Genomic DNA, 18,143 nt, shown 5'->3' on the forward strand with positions numbered 1-18,143 from the left:
CGGCGTGACCCTGCGCCGGGCGGGCTCCTCGGCCCGTCCGGCGGCAAGGGGCGGGCCCCTCGGGCGGTAGGACGGTCAGGCGACGGTCATTCGACGGGTCAGGGGAAGGCCAGTGCCCCCGGCGGCAGCGCGGGCACGAGCCCCTCCGCCGCCGCCCGCGTCAGCAGCCCCCGCACGGCCGCGTAGCCGTCCTCGCCGAGGTCGGCGGTGAACTCGTTCACGTACAGGCCGATGTGCTGGTCGGCGACCGACGGGTCCATCTCCTGCGCGTGTGCGAGGACGTAGGGCCGGGACGCCTCGGGGTCGTTCCAGGCCATGCGGACCGAGGCGCGGGCCGCCCGGGCGAGCCGTTCGAGCACCGCGGGGCCGAGGCTCCGCTTGGCGATGATCGCGCCCAGCGGGATCGGCAGACCCGTCGTGGCCTCCCAGTGCTCGCCCATGTCGGCGAGGCGGTGCAGGCCGTAGTTCCGGTAGGTGAAGCGGGCCTCGTGGATGACCAGGCCCGCGTCGACCTTGCCGTCGCGCACCGCGGGCATGATCTGGTCGAAGGGCAGGACGACGATCTCGCCGACGCCCTCGTCGCCGAGCGTGTCCGCCGCCCACAGCCGGAACAGCAGGTACGCCGTGGACTTCTCGCTCGGCACCGCGACCGTCTTCCCCCGGAGGTCCGCGTCGGGCTCGCGGGTCAGCACGAGGGGCCCGCAGCCCCGGCCGAGCGCGCCGCCGCAGGGCAGCAGCGCGTAGGTGTCGAGGACGTAGGGCAGGACGGCGTACGAGACCTTCAGCACGTCGAGGTCGGGGTCCGCGGCCGTCGCCGTCGAGGTCGCGGCGCGCTCGGCGATGCCGTTGGTGACGTCGATGTCCGCGAACGTCACGTCGAGGCCGGGGGCGCCCGGCACCCGGCCGTGCGCCCACGCGTCGAAGACGAACGTGTCGTTGGGGCAGGGCGAGTACGCGATGCGCAGCGTCTCGTCGGCGGGCGCCGCGGGGGCCTGGTGTTCAGTCATGCGTGTTCCAACTCTCCAGTACCGGCGCGAACTTCCCGAACGCGTCGCTCAGCGCGGACAGCGCCTCGCCGATCCGCCAGGCGGCGCGGTCGCGCGGGCCGACGGGATTGGAGACCGCGCGGACCTCCAGGACGGGCAGCCCGTGAAGGGCGGCCGCCTCGGCGACACCGAAACCCTCCATCGCCTCGGCGAGGGCCCGGGGATGGCGCCGGCGCAGCTCGGCGGCGCGGGCGGCGCTGCCGGTGACGGTGGAGACGGTCAGGACGGTGCCCCGCGCGCCGCCACAGGCGTCGGCGACCCCTCGTACGAGGGGTCGCGGTGGGACATGGGTGACGGCGCCGAAGCCGAGTTCGGTGACGGGCGCGAAGCCCTCGGGGGTCTCGGCGCCCAGATCGGCGACGGTGATCTCGTCGGCGACGACGAGGGAGCCCACCGGAGCGGCGGGCGGGAAGCCGCCGCCGATGCCGGCCGAGACGACCAGGCCGTAGGGCCGGCCGTCGGCGGCGGCGCGGGCGAGCGCGGTGGCCGTGCCCGCGGCGGCTGCGGCGGGGCCCACGCCGACGGCCAGCGCGTCGATGCCCGGGGTCAGGGGCAGCGCGCGGGCCACCGCGTCCCGTTCGGCGGGGACGGCGGTGGCCACCAGGACGCGCGGGTGGGGCACGGGACCGGAGGTCAGGAGTCCTTCTTGAACTTGAACGACCACAGGCCGGTGGCCTTCTGCGTGCCGCCCTTGCCGCCTTCGAGGAGGCTGACGGTCGACTTGTCGCCGCCACCGCCGTACTGCTGGTTGAAGAAGACGCTGCCGGGGATGACGACGTACGTCTTCTTGCTGGCCTCGGTCAGCGGCTGACCGTTCATCAGCAGCGTCCAGCCCTTCTCGGCGACCTCGGGGTCGACGCCGAACCGGACCTTCTCATCGGGGTCGATCTTGACGGTCTTCACGTCCTTGTCCTGGAGGCAGGACTTGAGCTGAGACTTCTTCAGCTCCTTGCCGTCGTTGTAGCAGGAGGCCTCGGTGTGCACCGAGTCGCCGCCGACCGTCACGGTGGCCAGCGGCGTCGGCTTGTCACAGGCCGAGAGGACGAGGAGTCCGGCGGAGACGGCGCCAAGGGCGGCCACGGTGCGGCGGCGGCGCGCCGCGCTGTTCACATTCGCGGCTCCGCCGCGGAGCAGGGAGGTCATGGGCGAAGGCTATCGGGCGGGCCGGGGGGTGCTGTTACGCGGGGGTCGCGGGCGCGTTGCCCCGCTGGGTCGCGGGGGCCGTTCGGGCGGGGCCGGGGGTCACTCCACGCGGGGGCGCGGACCGCTGTGGCGGGCGGCCGCGAGAAGGCCCCGGACGGTCGAGAGCCAGCCGAGGGCGAGGATCCCCGCGGCCACCGACAGGCCGAGCGAGCCGTTCAGCGGCAGGGCGATGCCGACGCCGCCGCCGATCACCCAGGCGACCTGGAGCAGCGTCTCGGAGCGGGCGAAGGCGGAGGTGCGGACCTGTTCCGGGACGTCCCGCTGGATCAGCGCGTCCAGGGACAGCTTGGAGAGGGCCTGCGCGAAACCCGCGCACGCGCCGAGGCAGGCGACGCCCACCGCACCGAAGAACACGGCGGAGGTGATCGCCACGCACAGGACCACGGCGACGACGGTCACGATGATCATTTCCGGGGCGCGGGACTTCAGCCAGGCGCCCACGGCCGTGCCGAGCGCGTTGCCGGTGCCCGCCGCGACGCCCACTATCCCGAGCGAGACCGCCGCGCTCTGCCCGCCGAGCGGATGCTCGCGCAGCAGGAACGCCAGGAAGAAGATGAGGAACCCGGAGAGCATGCGCAGCGCGGCGTTGGCGGCCAGGGCGTGCGTGACGGCCGGGCCGACGGTCCGCAGCCCGAGGAGGCCCTTGCGGGTGGTGTCGTGGGCGGCCTCGGCGCGGGCGTGCAGATGCAGGTGCTCCTCGTCGGCGGCGAGCAGCGCCTTGCTCTCGCCCTTCGCCGAGTCGACCTTGCGGGGCAGCGAGAACGACAGGAACATCCCCGACACGAAGATCACGAAGGCGCCGTACAGGGGCCAGCGCGGGCCGAGCGCCTGGAGGCCCGCGCCCGCGGGCGCGGCCACCGCGGTCGCGAGGAGACCGCCGAGGGTGACCCGGGAATTGGCCTTGACCAGGGAGAACCCGGGTGGCAGCAGGCGTGGCACGACGGCACTTCGCACCACTCCGTACGCCTTGGACGCCACCAGGACGCCGAGCGCGGCGGGATACAGCTCGACGCTGCCGGTGGCGACGGCGCCGGAGAGCACCAGCGCGAGAAGGGCGCGGGCCAGCATCGAGCCGGCCATCGCGGCGCGGCGGCCGTGCGGGAGACGGTCGAGGAGGGGGCCGATGACGGGGGCGAGGAGGGTGAAGGGGGCCATCGTGATGGCGAGGTAGAGCGCGACGCGGCCGCGGGCCTCGTCCGTCGGCACGGAGAAGAAGACGGTGGAGGCCAGGGCGACAGTGATCATCACGTCGCCCGCGCCGTTCACCGCGTGCAACTCGATCAGCTTGCCGAGACCCGACTCGCCCGCTCCGTGGGCGTGGGTGGCCTTGCGGATGCCGCGGGCGGTACCCGTGAAAGGGAAGTGCAGGGCGCGGCCCAGCGCGCGAACGGTCCGCCGCGCGGGGCCCGGCGCGGCGGTTCCTACGGACGTCGACCTGGTGGGGGCCATTTGGTCATAGTGCCCTGTTGAGGGGGTTACTAGCGGGAAACTGGCTGTGAGCCTTTGGGGAAGGGGGTGGGATGTTTCGGGGTGGTGCGTGGAGGGGCCTGACGTGGTGCCGCCGCCCTTCGCCGGGGGCGTCCTCCGTGTGTCCTCTGGGTGGGGCGGTGTTTCGCCGCTGCGCGGCGGCTTTCCCACCCACCCACCCACCCACCCGATTGCCCCGCGTCGGGCCGCGCCGTTTGGGGCCGCTCTTGCAGCGGGGCGGTCGGGTTGGTGCCGCCGGTTGTCGGTGCTGTGTTTCGCCGCTTCGCGGCGGTTCTCCCACCCACCCGCCCGATTGCCCCGCATTGGGCTGCACCGGTTGGGCCCGGCTTGCAGCGGGGTGGGGTCGGTCTCGTGCCGGGAAAGGGCGGGTGGGTGGGGAGAACGCCGCGAAGCGGCGACGCGGTCACGGGTCGAGCCGGGGTGATCAGGGGCCGGGCTCCCGCCCCCACCCCCGGAGGGGAAGGGCTGGGGGCGAGTGTTCGCCCGTGCGGCCCAGGGCGAGGGGCCGAGGAGTGCGGCTTCCGGTCGTGTGGCGTGGCGTGGGGTGGGATTCTCGCCGGGTGGGCGAGGGACACGGGGCGCCGCTTCGGTGTGTCGGGGCACAGGTTTCGGCCAGGCGTCCGAGGGCCGCGGACCAGCGCGGGACGGGGCCGCCGACGAGGCCGAGGGACGCTCGTGCGTACGTCGGTGTAGGCCCAGGGGCCAGGAGAAGGTAGCGTGCGTAGCGCGCCTGCGGCGGTTGTTCTTGGCCGCGCGCCTCTCGGTCATCCCGCAGAATGGGTGACGTAGGTGCGCCCGAGAACGTCGGGCGCGGACGTTGACGCGGCCCCCTGGTCCGCTCCGTCCGCCCCCCGCGTAAAGGTGGCGCACTCGTGAGACGGCGTAGGAGAGAAGCGATACCTGTGAGCGCAGCGACAACGCGAAGCCGTACCCCGCGCACCCCGCGTACCCCCGACCGCCTGTGCGCCGAGGCGGTCGGCCTGGCGCGCGCCGCGGCAGAGGAGGCCGCCGCGCCCGGGGTGGTCGGTGAGCATGTCGAGGTCGTCGTCGAGGGCGACCGCGTCGTCACGCACCTCTTCGAGTGCAAGGACTTCGGCTACCGCGGCTGGCGTTGGGCGGTGACGGTAGCCCGGGCCTCGCGGGCGAAGATCGTCACGCTCGACGAGACGGTCCTGCTGCCGGGCCCCGACGCGCTGCTGGCCCCCGAGTGGGTGCCGTGGAGCGAGCGGCTGCGCCCGGGTGACATGGGTCCCGGTGATCTGCTGCCGACCGACGCCGAGGATCTCCGCCTGGAACCGGGTTTCACCGGCGAGGAGGAGCCGCCGCCGAACTCGATCGTGTCGCAGGAGATGGCGGCGCTCGTCGAGGCCGAGGACGCCGAGGTCACGGTGGGCTCGCCCGCCGAGCTGCCGGTGGCCCCCGCCCGGGGCTCCATCGCCTCGATCGCCGACGAGCTGGGCATGCGCAGGGCGCGGGTCCTGTCGCGGTACGGGCTGCATGTCGCCGCCGACCGCTGGGAAGAGACGCACGGCGCGAAGACCGCGATGGCGCAGGCGGCGCCCGCGGCGTGTGTCAGCTGCGGGTTCCTGGTGGCGATCGGCGGCTCGCTCGGACAGGCGTTCGGCGTGTGCGCCAATGAGTTCGGGCCCGCGGACGGGCATGTCGTCTCCCTCTCGTACGGCTGCGGGGGCCACTCCGAGGCCGCCGTCATGCCGAAGCCGCCGCGGCCGGCGCCGCCGGTTCTGGACGAGACGCGGGTGGATGTGCTGCCGCTTCGGCCTTCGGCGGATTCGGGGTCGGTATCGGTCGAGGGGCCTGGGGCGGGGCCGGACGAGGACCTGGGTCACAGCTAGCTGCGGGGGCGGTGGGTGGCGTACGAACGTGCCGCCCAGGGCCTCCGTCCCCTCCCACTCCGTCCCGGCCGCGCGGACGAAGACCCCGCCGCCTCCCCTTGCCTTCGGGATGTGGGGGGCGGGAGCCCGGCCCCTGATCACCCCGGCTCGACCCGTGACCGCGTCGCCGCTTCGCGGCGTTCTCCCCGCCCACCCGCCCTTTCTCCGTCTCCTGACGGGCTGGATAGAACAGCCGTCCTACCGGTTCCCGCCGCGCAGCGGCGAAGTGCCGTGAGCTGGGGTTGGAGGGCGGACGCCTGGCCGATCCCGGCCGGGCGGCGGAGAAGGACAGCACGGGGCCCCGTTGCGGAGCGGCACCAAACGGCGCGGCTCAGTGCGGGGCAATCGGGTGGGTGGGATACCCCGCCGCGAAGCGGCGAAAGACGGCGCCGGCAACCGGGGGCATGAGACCGACCCGCCCCGTTGCTAGAGCGGGCCCGAACGGTGCGGCCCGGTGCGGGGCAATCGGGCGGGCGGTGGGAGAACCGCCACGAAGCGGCGAAGCGCCGGCCGGCACGCCGAGGGCGGCCGCCCCACCCGGGGCCCCGCGGTGACGCACGGGACGGCCCGTGGGAGGCGATGCCCCGCCCGGCGCCCCCGCCCCCGGAGCGGTGACGTGCCCTGGACGCGCCCCTCCGTCCGGAGCCTCCCGCGCAGAGCCCCCCCCGCCCAGAGCCCTCCGTCCGGAGCCTCCCGCGCAGAGCCCCCCCGCGCAGAGCCCTCCGTCCGGAGCTTCCCGCGTAGAGCCCTCCGTCCGGAGCTTCCCGCGTAGAGCCCTCCGTCCGGAGCTTCCCGCGTAGAGCCCTCCGTCCGGAGCCCCCCGCGCAGAGCCCTCCACCCGGAGCCCCCCGCCCAGAGCCCTCCACCCGAAGCCCCCCCCGCCCAGAGCCCCTCCGCCCAGAGACCCCCTACCCAGCCCCCCAACCGAGAGCCCCTCACCCAGGCCCCCCCCGAGACCCCCCTCCGACCCCCCGCCAGGACGCGATACCGTTCGCCCCCGAGCCGAACCCGCCCGACAGTGGTGGAGAGGCAAACCCGCAGCCGCGCCCAGCCCAACCCAGCCCAGCGCAGCCCAACCCAGCCCAGCCAAGCCCAACCCCGCCAAGCCCAGCGCAGCGCCCTGCAGAGGAGAAAGCCCCCGTGAGCAAGACCGTGCGGCCGGCGGCCGAAGGTACGGATCCCTTCGGTACCGCCCGCCTCCGCCGCGGAGTCCTCGACGCCTGGGCGGCAGCCCCCGCCCGCTTCCGCGAGGACGCCAACGCCGAGGAAGACCTCGCCCTCGGCGGCTACCGCGACCGCCTGGTCGTCGAGCTGGCCCAGAACGCCTCCGACGCCGCCGCCCGCGCCGGCGTCCCCGGACGGCTCGCCCTGACGCTGCGCGACGGCGTCCTCGCCGCCGCCAACCGCGGCGCGCCCCTCGACGCCGCCGGGGTGGAGTCCCTGGCCACCCTCCGCGCCTCCGCCAAGCGCGAGGACGGCCCGGCCCAGCAGGGCCACAGCGTCGGCCGGTTCGGCGTCGGCTTCGCCGCCGTGCTCGCCGTCAGTGACGAGCCCGCCGTCGTCGGGCGCACCGGCGGCGTCCGCTGGTCGCTCTCCGAGGCCCGCGAGCTCGCCGCGGAGACCGCCCGGTTCAGCCCGGGCCTCGGGGACGAGATCCGGCGCCGCGACGGCCACGTACCGCTCCTGCGGCTCCCCCTCGCCGCCGAGGGCACCGCCCCCGAGGGATACGACACGGTCGTCATCCTGCCCCTGCGCGACGCCGCCGCCGAGGATCTCGTCGCCCGGCTCCTCGACGGCATCGACGACGCCCTGCTCCTCGCCCTGCCGGGGCTCGCGGAGGTCACCGTCCAGACCCCGGACGGCGCCACCCGCACCCTGCGCCGCCGCGCCGAGGACCCGTACACCGTCGTGGAGGACAGCCGCGACGGCACGACCCGCTGGCGCATCGCCGAGCGGCAGGGCCCCCTCGACCCCGCCCTCCTGAAGGACCGGCCCGTCGAGGAGCGGCTGCGCCCTTACTGGTCGGTCACCTGGGCCGTCCCCGCGGACCACGCCGGCGCCCCGGCGCGGCCCCGCACCACCCCCGTCCTGCACGCCCCCACCCCCAGCGACGAACCGCTCGGCCTGCCCGCGCTGCTCATCGCCTCGTTCCCGCTGGACACCGCCCGACGGCACGCCGCCCCGGGGCCGCTGACCGACTTCCTCGTGCAGCGCGCGGCGGACGCGTACGTCGAACTCCTCACCGCCTGGCGCCCGGTGGCCGAGGAGATCATCGGCCTGGTCCCCGGCCCGCTCGGGCAGAGCGAGCTGGACGGCGCTCTGCGCCAGGCCGTCCTGGAGCGGCTGCCGCGCGCCGCGTTCCTGCCGCCCGCCCTGCCTCGGCGCGCGGAGGACGAGGACGGGCTGCCCGAGGCCCTGCGGCCCCGCGACGCGGAGGTCGTGGAGGGTGCCGGCGCGGACACCGTGCGCGTCCTCGCCGAGGTGCTGCCCAGCCTGCTCCCCGCGGGCCTGGAGCGCCGCGCGGAGCTGCGCACCCTCGGCGTGGCCCGCGTCCCGCTGACCGAGGCGGTCGACCGCCTCGCCGGGCTGGAGCGGGAACCCGGCTGGTGGCGGCGGCTGTACGACGCCCTCGCCGGGGTCGACCCCGACCGGCTCTCGGGGCTCCCGGTGCCGCTGGCCGACGGGCGTACGACGATCGGGCCCCGCCAGGTGCTGCTGCCCGCCCCCGGCGACGAACGCGACCCCGCCTCCCTGGCCCGGCTCGGCCTGAAGGTCGCCCACCCGGACGCCGTGCATCCGCTGCTCGAAAAGCTCGGCGCGCTGCCCGCGACGCCCCGCGCGGTCCTGACCACGCCCCAGGTGCGCGCGGCGGTCGCCGCCTCCCTGGACGACGAGACGTGGGACGAGGACGCGCCGGACGCCGAGGAGTTGGCGGACATCGTCCTCACACTGGTGCGGGACGCCGATCTCGCGCCGGGCGACGAGCCGTGGCTCGGCGCGCTCGCCCTGCCCGACGAGGACGGCGAGCCGGCGCCCGCCGGTGAGCTGGTCCTGCCGGGCAGTGCCTTCGCCGAGGTCATGCGGGACGACGAACTGGCGCTGGTGGACCAGGAGCTGGCCGAGCGCTGGGGCGAGCAGCCGCTGGCCGCCTGCGGGGTGCTGGCCACCTTCGCGCTCGTGCGCGCCACCGATGTCGTGCTCGACCCCGACGAACTGGAGCCGCGTGACGGCGACTTCGCCGAGCCCGACGACGCCGGTCTGCTGGACGCCGTGGACGTGTGGTGCGAGGACCTCCTCGACGGGCTGCCGGACACCCCGGTGCCGCCGGTCGCCACGGAGATCGTCGCCGTACGGGACCTGGACCTGGTGGACGACGACCACTGGCCGCAGGCGCTGGCGATGCTCTCGCGCCCGCCGCTGCGGGACGCGCTGACGCAGCCGCTGCGGGTGCTGCTGCCGGACGGCACGACGCGTACCGTCCGCTCGTACACCGCCTGGTGGCTGCGCGGGCACCCCGTCCTCGACGGCCGCCGTCCCGCCGGACTGCGCGCGGCGGGCGGCGATCCGCTCCTGGTAGGTCTGTACGACGCGGCGGACGCGTCCGGCTTCGGCGACGAGGAGGTGCTGCGGGCCCTCGGCGTACGGACGTCGGTGGCCGCGCTCCTCGCGGAGCCGGGTGGCGCGGCCGAGCTGCTGGACCGGCTCGCGGACCCGGAGCGGCCCGTGTCCGCCGCCCAGCTGCACGCCCTGTACGGCGCGCTGGCCGATCTCGACCCGGAGCGGGTGACGCTCCCCGACGAGCTGCGCGCGGTGGTGGACGGCGAGGTCGTGGTGGTCGACGCGGCGGACGCGGTGATCGCCGACGCCCCCGATCTGCTGCCGCTGGCCGGCGGTGTGGCGCTGCTGCCCGTGGAGCCGCGCAGGGCCGCTGACCTGGCGGAGCTGTTCCAGGTGCGCAGGCTGAGCGAGACGGCGGCCGTGGAGCCCGCGGGGCAGGGCGTCGAGCGCGCCGTGCCGGAGCCGGTGCGGACCCTGCTGGGGGCGGCGACCCCGCGTACGTACGTCGAGCACGACGAGCTGGTGGCGGGCGGTGTGGAGCTGGACTGGCGGCGCACCCCGGACGGCACGGTGCACGCGGCGACCCTGGAGGGTGTCGCGGCCGCTCTCGCCTGGGCGGCGGGGCAGTGGCCGCGCCGCTTCGAGGTGGCGGCGCTGCTTGAGGACCCCTCCCGGACGGCCGAGCTGGCCCGCGACCGCTGGTTCGACTGACCTTTGGGGCCGCCATCGCCGGGTTCCGCCCCGCCAGAGGGGCGGAACCCGACATTCCGGGGCGGGGCGAACAAGGCGACGACGGCAGCGAACCAATTCGCCCGCGTCGTACAACCGTTCGGCCCCGGTGAGGGTCTGATCTCGCGAGTCAACAGACTCCTAGATCACCCGGATCTCGCGTGACGGCACCTGCACCGCGAGGTCCCCTTCTCCACTTGGGGAAACACATGCGCATCCGCGCCACCGTGGCCGCACTGTCCGGCACCCTGGCCCTGTCCGCACTGGCTGTTCCGGCCGCCCAGGCCGCCGACGCCCCGAAGGTCCCGAACCTCGCCTCCATCGCCGAGCGCGGCCCGGGCGACGAGACCGAGGGCGACACCAAGATCACGAAGGTCACCGTCAACGGCGGCAAGGACATCGTGGTCGGCACCTCCGTCAAGAAGACGGTCGTCATCAGCGTCACCGCCACGGACCCCAAGGGCATCAACGACGGCGCCGCGGCCCTGTGGCACGGCACGGAGTTCTCCGACGAGAACATCGACAGCTACATGGTCCCGGGCGAGGACGAGGAGGCCGACTGCAAGGCCGTCAACGCCACCACGGGCACCTGCACCATCAAGGTCGTCGCCGACCCGAAGACGAACATCTACGGCAACATCCTCGCCGGCAAGTGGAAGGTTCTGGCGGGCGCCCAGGGCAAGGACGGTGACTACATCATCCGCGACTCGTACGCGAGCGTCTCGGTGAAGCGCGCCGCCAAGCTCACCACCAACGCCTCCCCGGAGCCCGTCAAGAAGGGCAAGACGCTCACGGTCACCGGCGCCCTGACCCGCGCCAACTGGGACACCAAGGCGTACGCGGGCTACACCGGCCAGTCGGTGAAGCTCCAGTTCAAGAAGAAGGGCGCCAGCGCCTACACCACTGTCAAGACGGTGAAGTCGGGCTCCCGGGGCGCGCTGAAGACGACCGTCACGGCCTCCGCCGACGGCTACTTCCGCTACTCCTTCGCCGGCACGTCCACCACCCCGTCGGTGACGGCCACCAGCGACTACGTCGACGTCCAGTAGATCCCGCGGGTAGGGGACCGGGACTACGCCGGAAAGCGGCGGTCCAGCACGCGGTAGGCGGCCTCGACGGCCAGTGAGGCCACCGCCGCGATCGCGACCGCCGCCCACGGCATCACCGTGCCCACCAGCCTCAGCTGGAAGAAGTCCTGGAGCCAGGGCACGGTCAGCACGAGCAGGAAGCCGAGACCCATCGCGCCGAGCAGGGCGACCCGCCACCACGTGTAGGGGCGGGCGATGATGGCGAGCACCCACATGGCGATCAGGAACAGCGCCAGGGTCGCCGCGCTGGTCTCGGCCTCCCGCGCGCCCGCCCCCGCGTAGTGGTGCCGGGCCAGCAGATACGTCACGAAGGTGGCGACGCCCGCGATGACGCCGCCGGGAATCGCGTACCGCATGACCCTGCGCACGAAGTGCGGCTTCGCGCGCTCCTTGTTGGGGGCGAGGGCGAGGAAGAACGCGGGCACGCCGATCGTCAGGGTGGAGAGCAGCGTCAGGTGCCGGGGCAGGAAGAGGTACTCGACCTGCGAGCACACCACGAGCAGCGCGATGATCACCGAGTAGACGGTCTTGACCAGGAACAGCGTGGCCACGCGCGTGATGTTGCCGATGACGCGGCGGCCCTCCGCGACCACCGAGGGCAGCGTCGCGAAGCTGTTGTCGAGCAGCACGATCTGGGCCACCGCCCGCGTCGCCTCCGAGCCCGAACCCATCGAGACGCCGATGTCGGCGTCCTTCAGGGCCAGCACGTCGTTCACGCCGTCGCCCGTCATCGCGACCGTGTGCCCGCGTGACTGGAGGGCGCCCACCATGTCGCGCTTCTGCTGCGGGGTGACCCGGCCGAAGACGGAGTTGTCGTCGAGCGCCCGCCCCATCTCCTCCGGTTCGCCCGGCAGCCGGCGCGCGTCCACGGTGTTCTCGGCGCCGGGCAGCCCGAGCTTGCCCGCGACGGCGCCCACCGAAACGGCGTTGTCGCCCGAGATGACCTTGGCCGCGACGTCCTGCTCCGCGAAGTAGCGCAGGGTGTCGGCGGCATCGGGGCGCAGCCGCTGCTCCAGGACGACCAGGGCGGTGGCGTGCGCCGAGGCGGCCACGTCGGGGGCGTCGAGGTCGCCGGCCGCGCGGGCCAGGAGCAGCACGCGCAGGCCCTGCCGGTTGAGCTCCTCGATCTCGGCGAGGGCCGGGTCGCCGTCGGGCAGCAGCACGTCGGGCGCGCCGAGCAGCCAGGCCGACGTGGTGCCGTCCCCCTCGCTGAAGGAGGCGCCGCTGTACTTGCGGGCCGAGGAGAACGGCAGCGACTCGGTGCAGCGCCAGTCCTCGCTGTCGGGGCAGGCGTCGATGATCGCCTGGAGCGAGGCGTTCGGCCGGGGGTCGGACTCGCCGAGCGCGCCGAGGACCTTGCGTACGTACGTCTCGTCGCTGTCGTTCAGGGGGCGCAGCTCGGTGACGTCCATGCCGCCCTCGGTGAGCGTGCCGGTCTTGTCCAGGCAGACGGTGTCGACGCGGGCCAGGCCCTCGATGGCGGGCAGCTCCTGGACGAGGCACTGCTTGCGGCCGAGCCGGATCACGCCGATCGCGAAGGCCACGGAGGTGAGGAGCACGAGCCCCTCCGGGATCATGGGGACGATCCCGCCGACGGTGTAGGCGATGGACTCCTTGAAGTCGTCGTCCTTGACGACGAGCTGGGAGATCACCAGGCCGATCGAGGTCGGCACCATCAGCCACGTCACGTACTTGAGGATCGTGGAGATGCCGGAGCGCAGTTCGGAGTGGACGAGGGTGAAGCGTGAGGCCTCTTCGGCGAGCTGCGCGGCGTACGCCTCGCGGCCGACCTTGGTGGCGGTGAACGCGCCGCCGCCCGCGACCACGAACGAGCCGGACATCATCTTGTCGCCGGGCTTCTTGACGACCGGGTCGGCCTCACCGGTCAGGAGGGACTCGTCGATCTCCAGGCTCTCCGCCTCGACGGCCTCGCCGTCCACCGGGATCTTGTCGCCGGGCCCCAGCTCCACCAGGTCGCCGAGGACGATCTCGGAGGTGGAGATCTCGGCGGCCCCGCCGTCGCGCCGCACGGTCGGTTTCGCCTCGCCGATGACGGCGAGGGAGTCCAGGGTCTTCTTGGCGCGCCACTCCTGGAGGATGCCGATGCCGGTGTTGGCGACGATGACGAAGCCGAAGAGGCTGTCCTGGATCGGCGCCACGAAGAGCATGATCACCCAAAGCACGCCGATGATCGCGTTGAAGCGGGTGAAGACGTTGGCCCGGACGATCTCGGGCAGGGACCGGGAGCTGCGCACCGGTACGTCGTTGACCTCGCCGCGGGCCACCCGCTCGGCCACCTCGGCGGCCGTCAGGCCGGTGGCCCGGGCCGCGGGGGGCGCTGCCGGGTGGGCCGGGTCGGCTTCGGCGCCCGCGTCGATATGCGTCATGCATTCGACGGTAAGGGGGGCGGTGGGGGTTCACCCCTTGAGTGCGGCAAAGATCCGACCCCGGTAGGACATGTCCGGTCCTGTGGTCGTACGCGGCTGCCCGGGAGAGCGGGACCTTGTTACCGGGACTCGGTGACCTTCGCCCTCTTGAGGGCGGCGTCGCGGCGGCGTACGTACCAGATGCCGATGAGGCCGAGGCCGCCGCCGGCCAGGCAGGTCCACACCCACCAGGTCGCGTCGCGCTCGTCGAACCAGCCGTAGAAGGGCAGCTGGACCAGGAAGAGGACGAACCAGAGGATCGTGCCGCCGGTGATGGTGGCGACCACGGGGCCCTCCAGGGGCTCCGGCGCCTCGTGCTGGGGGGATCCCGAAGAAGGTGCGGCCATGGGCACAGCTTACGAGGCAGGCCCAGCACCGCGTACACCCGTTGCGGCACCTGGGTCTACGCGCGGAGATAGCGATTTTCTCCTCATGTATTCATACTGAAACGGCTTATGAATGGCCGGTTGTTTTCGTACGAACATACAAGTCACGAGGTTTTCCATGTCCCCCTCGGCCAGTGCCCCGGTCGACGCCGGCAAAGAGCCCGCGAAGCCCCCGCAGGGCGGTCTCGACGGCTACTTCAAGATCAGTGAGCGCGGTTCGACCCTGGCCAGGGAAGTCCGTGGCGGCTTCGCCACCTTCTTCGCGATGGCCTACATCATCGTGCTGAACCCGATCATCCTCGGCAGCGCGAAGGACATGTACGGGCACCAGCTCGACAACAAGCAGCTGGTCACCGCGACCGTGCTCACCGCCGCCTTCACCACGCTCCTGATGGGCGTCATCGGCAACGTCCCGATCGCGCTCGCCGCGGGCCTCGGCGTGAACACCGTCGTCGCCCTCCAGCTCGCCCCCCGCATGTCGTGGCCCGACGCCATGGGCATGGTGGTCCTCGCGGGCTTCGTCGTGATGCTGCTGGTCGCCACCGGGCTGCGGGAGCGCGTGATGAGCGCCGTGCCGCTCGGTCTGCGCAAGGGCATCGCGATCGGCATCGGCCTGTTCATCATGCTGATCGGCCTCGTCGACTCCGGCTTCGTCTCGCGCATCCCGGACGCCGCCCACACCACCGTCCCGCTCCAGCTCGGCGGCGACGGCCACCTCAACGGCTGGCCCGTCCTGGTCTTCGCGCTCGGCGTGCTGCTCACGCTGGCGCTGCTGGTGCGCAAGGTGCCGGGCGCCATCCTCATCAGCATCGTCGTCATGACGGTCGTGGCGATGGTCGTCAACGCCGTCGCCACGGTGCCCAGCTGGGGCCTGACCACCCCGAAGTGGCCGGGCAACCCCGTCTCGACGCCCGACTTCGGTCTCGTCGGCGAGATCAGCCTGTTCGGCGGCTTCGAGAAGGTCGGCGTCCTGACCGGCGTCCTGTTCGTCTTCACCGTGCTGCTCTCGTGCTTCTTCGACGCGATGGGCACGATCATGGGCATCGGCGACGAGGCCGGGCTGACCGACGCGGGCGGCAACATGCCCGGCATCAACAAGGTGCTCTTCGTCGACGGCATCGCGGTCGCCGCGGGCGGCGCCTCGTCCTCCTCGGCCACCACCTGCTTCGTGGAGTCCACGGCCGGCGTCGGCGAGGGCGCGCGCACCGGCCTCGCGAACGTCGTCACCGGCGGCCTGTTCGCCGTCGCGCTGTTCCTCACGCCGCTCGCCACGATGGTGCCGTCCCAGGCGGCCACGCCCGCGCTGCTCGCGGTGGGCTTCCTGATCCTGTCCGGCTCCATCCGGCAGATCGACTGGGCCGACCCCACCATCGCCATCCCCGCGTTCGTGACGATGCTGATGATGCCGTTCACGTACTCGATCACCAACGGCATCGGCATGGGCTTCATCACGTTCACCGTGCTGCGGCTGGCCGCGGGCCGGGGGCGCGAGGTGCCGGCCGCGATGTACGCGGTGTCGGCGGTGTTCGCCTTCTACTACCTGATGCCGGCGCTGCAACTCACCTGATCACGCGGCCCCGGTCGGGGTTCCCCGCAGCCGTCCCGGATGAGCGTCCGGACCACCTGGTCCCGGGCGCTCATCCGTTTTTCGGCGGCCGCGGGCAGACGCGGGGGCGACGTGGGGGAGGCGTCGCGGGAGACGTCCGGGAAACAAGTGGTCCTTAGCCAGGGTAATGAGTTATGCTAACGACCATGCCGGACCTCTCCCATGGTGACGACGCCGTCGCCGTGAACGCCCTGCGCTCCGCTGTGATGCGCCTGTCCCGTCGACTCAAGCACCAGCGGGTCGACGAGTCGCTGAGCCCCACCGAGATGTCGGTGCTCGGCACCCTCGCCCGCTGCGGCCACGCCACTCCGGGCGAGCTCGCCCGCAAGGAGCACGTGCAGCCGCCGTCGATGACCCGCATCGTCGCCCTGCTTGAGGCCAAGGGCCTGGTCCGGCTGGAGCCGCACCCCGAGGACCGCCGCCAGAAGGTGGTCACCCAGACCGAGACCGCCGAGGCCATGCTCGAAGAGAGCCGCCGCAAGCGGAACGCCTGGCTGGCCGGGCTGGTCGAGCACCTCGACGAGGACGAGTGGGCGCGCCTGCGCGCCGCCGCCCCCGTCCTGGAGAAGCTCGCCCACCTGTAGCCCCGCCCGGTCCTCGCGCCCGCGGGAGACGGCCTCGCACCCCGCGGGGAGACGGCTCCCGCACCCCGCGGAAAACGACCCGCGTACGACCGATCGACCCTTCGTACGTCCAAAGGAGGCGAACGCACTTTGAGTACGGGATCCGGAGCACCCTCCGCCCCCGCACCAACCACCCACGACACCCCTGGCCACACCCGTAAGTCCTCGATGTTCAGCTCGCTGAGGATCCGCAACTACCGGCTCTTCGCGACCGGGGCCGTCGTCTCCAACACCGGCACCTGGATGGCCCGCATCACCCAGGACTGGCTGGTGCTCAGCCTCACCGGGTCCTCCGCCGCCGTCGGCATCACCACCGCCATGCAGTTCCTGCCGATGCTGCTCCTCGGCCTCTACGGCGGCGTGATCGCCGACCGGTTCACCAAGCGGAACCTGCTCTTTCTGACCCAGGGCGCCATGAGCCTCAGCGGCCTCTTCCTCGCCGCGCTCACGCTCACCGGCCACGTCCAGGTCTGGCACGTCTACGCCGCGGCCTTCTTCACCGGCCTCGTCACCGTCGTCGACAACCCGACGCGGCAGTCCTTCGTGCCCGAGATGGTCGGACCCGACCAGGTCCGCAACGCCGTCTCGCTGAACTCCGCGAACTTCCAGTCCGCCCGCCTCGTCGGCCCCGCCGTGGCCAGCGCCCTGACGGCGGCCGTCGGACCCGGCTGGGCGTTCCTCGCCAACGGCCTGTCCTTCCTCGCGCCGCTCACCGGCCTGCTCCTGATGCGCCCGGCCGAACTGCACCCCACCCCGCGCAAACCGCGCGGCAAGGGGCAGCTGCGGGAGGGCCTCACGTACGTCTCCCTGCACCCCGAGCTGATCTGGCCGATCGTCCTCGTCGGCTTCGTCGGCACGTTCGGGTTCAACTTCCCGATCTGGCTGAGCGCCTTCGCGGACGACGTCTTCCACGGCGGCGTCGGGATGTACGGGCTCTTCAACACCCTGATGGCCATCGGCTCCCTGGCCGGCGCGCTTCTCGCCGCCCGGCGCGGCACCTCCCGGCTGCGGCTGCTCGCCGGGGCGGCGGTCGCCTTCGGCGTGCTGCAGATCGTGGCGGCCTTCGCGCCCGAGCTGTGGATGTTCGTCGCGCTGATCGTGCCCATCGGCATCCTCGGCCTGACGGTGAACGTCACCGCCAACTCCGCGGTCCAGATGTCCACCGACCCCGAGATGCGGGGCCGCGTCATGTCGCTGTTCATGATGGTCTTCACCGGCGGCACACCACTCGGCGGACCGCTCTTCGGCTGGCTCGCCGACGCCTACGGCGTGCGGGTCAGCATGGCCGTCGGCGGCCTGGTCTGCGCGCTCGCCGCGGTCGGCGTCGGCCTGATGCTGGCGCGCGCGGCGAACCTGCGGCTCAAGGTGGACCTGCGCCGCGGCCGGCAGCACGTGCGGTTCGTGCCGAGGGAGCGGGAGCTGGCGACGGCGGCGTGACTGACGCCCGGCCGCGCAGGTTCTTCCCCTCGGGACTTTCCCGGCACGCCCTATCGTCGGACCCATGAGACTCTTCGCGGCCGTGCTGCCGCCGGACGCCGTCGTCGCCGGACTCGCGGCGGCGGCGTCCGGGCTGCGGCGGCTGCCGGGCGCCGACACCCTGCGCTGGGCGCCCCCGGCGAACTGGCACTTCACGCTGGCCTTCCTGGCCGAGGTGCCGGCGGAGACCGTGCCCGACCTCACCGCCCGCCTGGCACGCGCCGCGCACCGCACCCCGCCGTTCACCCTCGCCCTGCGCGGCGGCGGGCACTTCGGCGACCGTGTCCTGTGGGCGGGCGTCACGGGGGAGACGGCCGCGCTGCGGCTGTTGGCCCAGCGCGTGGAGGCGGCGGCGCGCAAGGCGGGCCTCCCGCGGGAGGAGGCCCGGCACTACCGCCCGCACCTGACGCTGGCGCGCGGGGGCGGGGGCACGGGCCTCGGGCCGTACGCCGACGCGCTCGGCGCCTTCGCGGGCGCGCCGTGGACGGTGGACGAGCTGACCCTCGTACGCAGTGAACTGCCCCGGAGCGGGGTGCCGGGGGAGCGGCCCCGGTACGAGGCGGTCGGGCGCTGGCCGCTGGGAGGCGCCGCCCGGCCGGCGGACCCGGCCGGTTAACCTCGA

The 18,143-nt window shown here is 73.4% G+C and carries 13 protein-coding genes; 7 read left to right on the top strand and 6 right to left on the bottom strand.

Going from position 1 to position 18,143, the window contains the following annotated elements; translation table 11 throughout:
* Positions 1-98 precede the first annotated feature (98 nt).
* The 4 genes from ACZ5GP_RS16105 to ACZ5GP_RS16120 form a co-directional block, all read right to left on the bottom strand.
* Positions 99-1,007 carry a 1,4-dihydroxy-6-naphthoate synthase gene (locus ACZ5GP_RS16105; protein WP_468751425.1) on the bottom strand — a complete coding sequence of 303 codons (909 nt, stop codon included), beginning with the start codon at positions 1,005-1,007 and terminating at the stop codon, positions 99-101.
* A complete protein-coding gene (locus tag ACZ5GP_RS16110) occupies positions 1,000-1,710 on the bottom strand; it encodes a futalosine hydrolase (RefSeq protein WP_468751426.1) in 711 nt (236 codons plus the stop codon). Before ACZ5GP_RS16110 ends, ACZ5GP_RS16105 begins: the two co-directional genes overlap by 8 nt.
* On the bottom strand, positions 1,680-2,189 hold the full coding sequence (locus ACZ5GP_RS16115) for a DUF2771 domain-containing protein (RefSeq protein WP_468751427.1): 510 nt from the start codon (positions 2,187-2,189) through the stop codon (positions 1,680-1,682). The genes ACZ5GP_RS16110 and ACZ5GP_RS16115 overlap by 31 nt, the downstream gene beginning before the upstream one ends.
* A gap of 99 nt (positions 2,190-2,288) precedes the next feature.
* Positions 2,289-3,698, bottom strand: a complete 1,410-nt coding sequence (locus ACZ5GP_RS16120) for an MFS transporter (protein ID WP_468751428.1) — start codon at positions 3,696-3,698, stop codon at positions 2,289-2,291.
* Positions 3,699-4,639: 941 nt separating this feature from the next.
* Here ACZ5GP_RS16120 and ACZ5GP_RS16125 point away from each other — a divergent pair.
* The 3 genes from ACZ5GP_RS16125 to ACZ5GP_RS16135 all read left to right on the top strand — a co-directional run bounded on the left by ACZ5GP_RS16125 (position 4,640) and on the right by ACZ5GP_RS16135 (position 10,965).
* Positions 4,640-5,590, top strand: a complete 951-nt coding sequence (locus ACZ5GP_RS16125) for a DUF3027 domain-containing protein (protein WP_361078316.1) — start codon at positions 4,640-4,642, stop codon at positions 5,588-5,590.
* Positions 5,591-6,769: 1,179 nt separating this feature from the next.
* Positions 6,770-9,898 (top strand): sacsin N-terminal ATP-binding-like domain-containing protein, encoded by a 3,129-nt coding sequence (locus ACZ5GP_RS16130; RefSeq protein WP_468751429.1) that lies wholly within the window; start codon positions 6,770-6,772, stop codon positions 9,896-9,898.
* A 227-nt stretch (positions 9,899-10,125) separates the two neighbouring features.
* On the top strand, positions 10,126-10,965 hold the full coding sequence (locus ACZ5GP_RS16135; RefSeq protein ID WP_468751430.1) for a calcium-binding protein: 840 nt from the start codon (positions 10,126-10,128) through the stop codon (positions 10,963-10,965).
* 23 nt (positions 10,966-10,988) lie between these two features.
* Here the strand turns inward: ACZ5GP_RS16135 and ACZ5GP_RS16140 are convergent, their stop codons facing one another.
* Together ACZ5GP_RS16140 and ACZ5GP_RS16145 are read right to left on the bottom strand one after the other, a co-directional pair.
* Positions 10,989-13,391, bottom strand: a complete 2,403-nt coding sequence (locus tag ACZ5GP_RS16140) for an HAD-IC family P-type ATPase (RefSeq protein WP_468751431.1) — start codon at positions 13,389-13,391, stop codon at positions 10,989-10,991.
* Between the two features lie 119 nt (positions 13,392-13,510).
* Positions 13,511-13,777, bottom strand: coding sequence for a DUF2530 domain-containing protein (locus ACZ5GP_RS16145; protein ID WP_468751432.1), 267 nt, complete (start codon positions 13,775-13,777; stop codon positions 13,511-13,513).
* Positions 13,778-13,934: 157 nt separating this feature from the next.
* Here ACZ5GP_RS16145 and ACZ5GP_RS16150 point away from each other — a divergent pair, with 157 nt between their 5' ends.
* From ACZ5GP_RS16150 to thpR, 4 genes are all read left to right on the top strand, one after another.
* Positions 13,935-15,383 (top strand): NCS2 family permease, encoded by a 1,449-nt coding sequence (locus tag ACZ5GP_RS16150; RefSeq protein ID WP_468751433.1) that lies wholly within the window; start codon positions 13,935-13,937, stop codon positions 15,381-15,383.
* Between the two features lie 185 nt (positions 15,384-15,568).
* A complete protein-coding gene (locus tag ACZ5GP_RS16155) occupies positions 15,569-16,006 on the top strand; it encodes a MarR family winged helix-turn-helix transcriptional regulator (protein ID WP_055532087.1) in 438 nt (145 codons plus the stop codon).
* A 129-nt stretch (positions 16,007-16,135) separates the two neighbouring features.
* Entirely contained in the window at positions 16,136-17,482 is a 1,347-nt protein-coding gene (locus ACZ5GP_RS16160; protein WP_468751434.1) for an MFS transporter, read from the top strand.
* A gap of 64 nt (positions 17,483-17,546) precedes the next feature.
* Positions 17,547-18,137, top strand: a complete 591-nt coding sequence (gene thpR / locus ACZ5GP_RS16165) for an RNA 2',3'-cyclic phosphodiesterase (RefSeq protein ID WP_468751435.1) — start codon at positions 17,547-17,549, stop codon at positions 18,135-18,137.
* Positions 18,138-18,143 lie beyond the last annotated feature (6 nt).

The organism is Streptomyces sp. NPDC031466 (genome assembly GCF_055581265.1).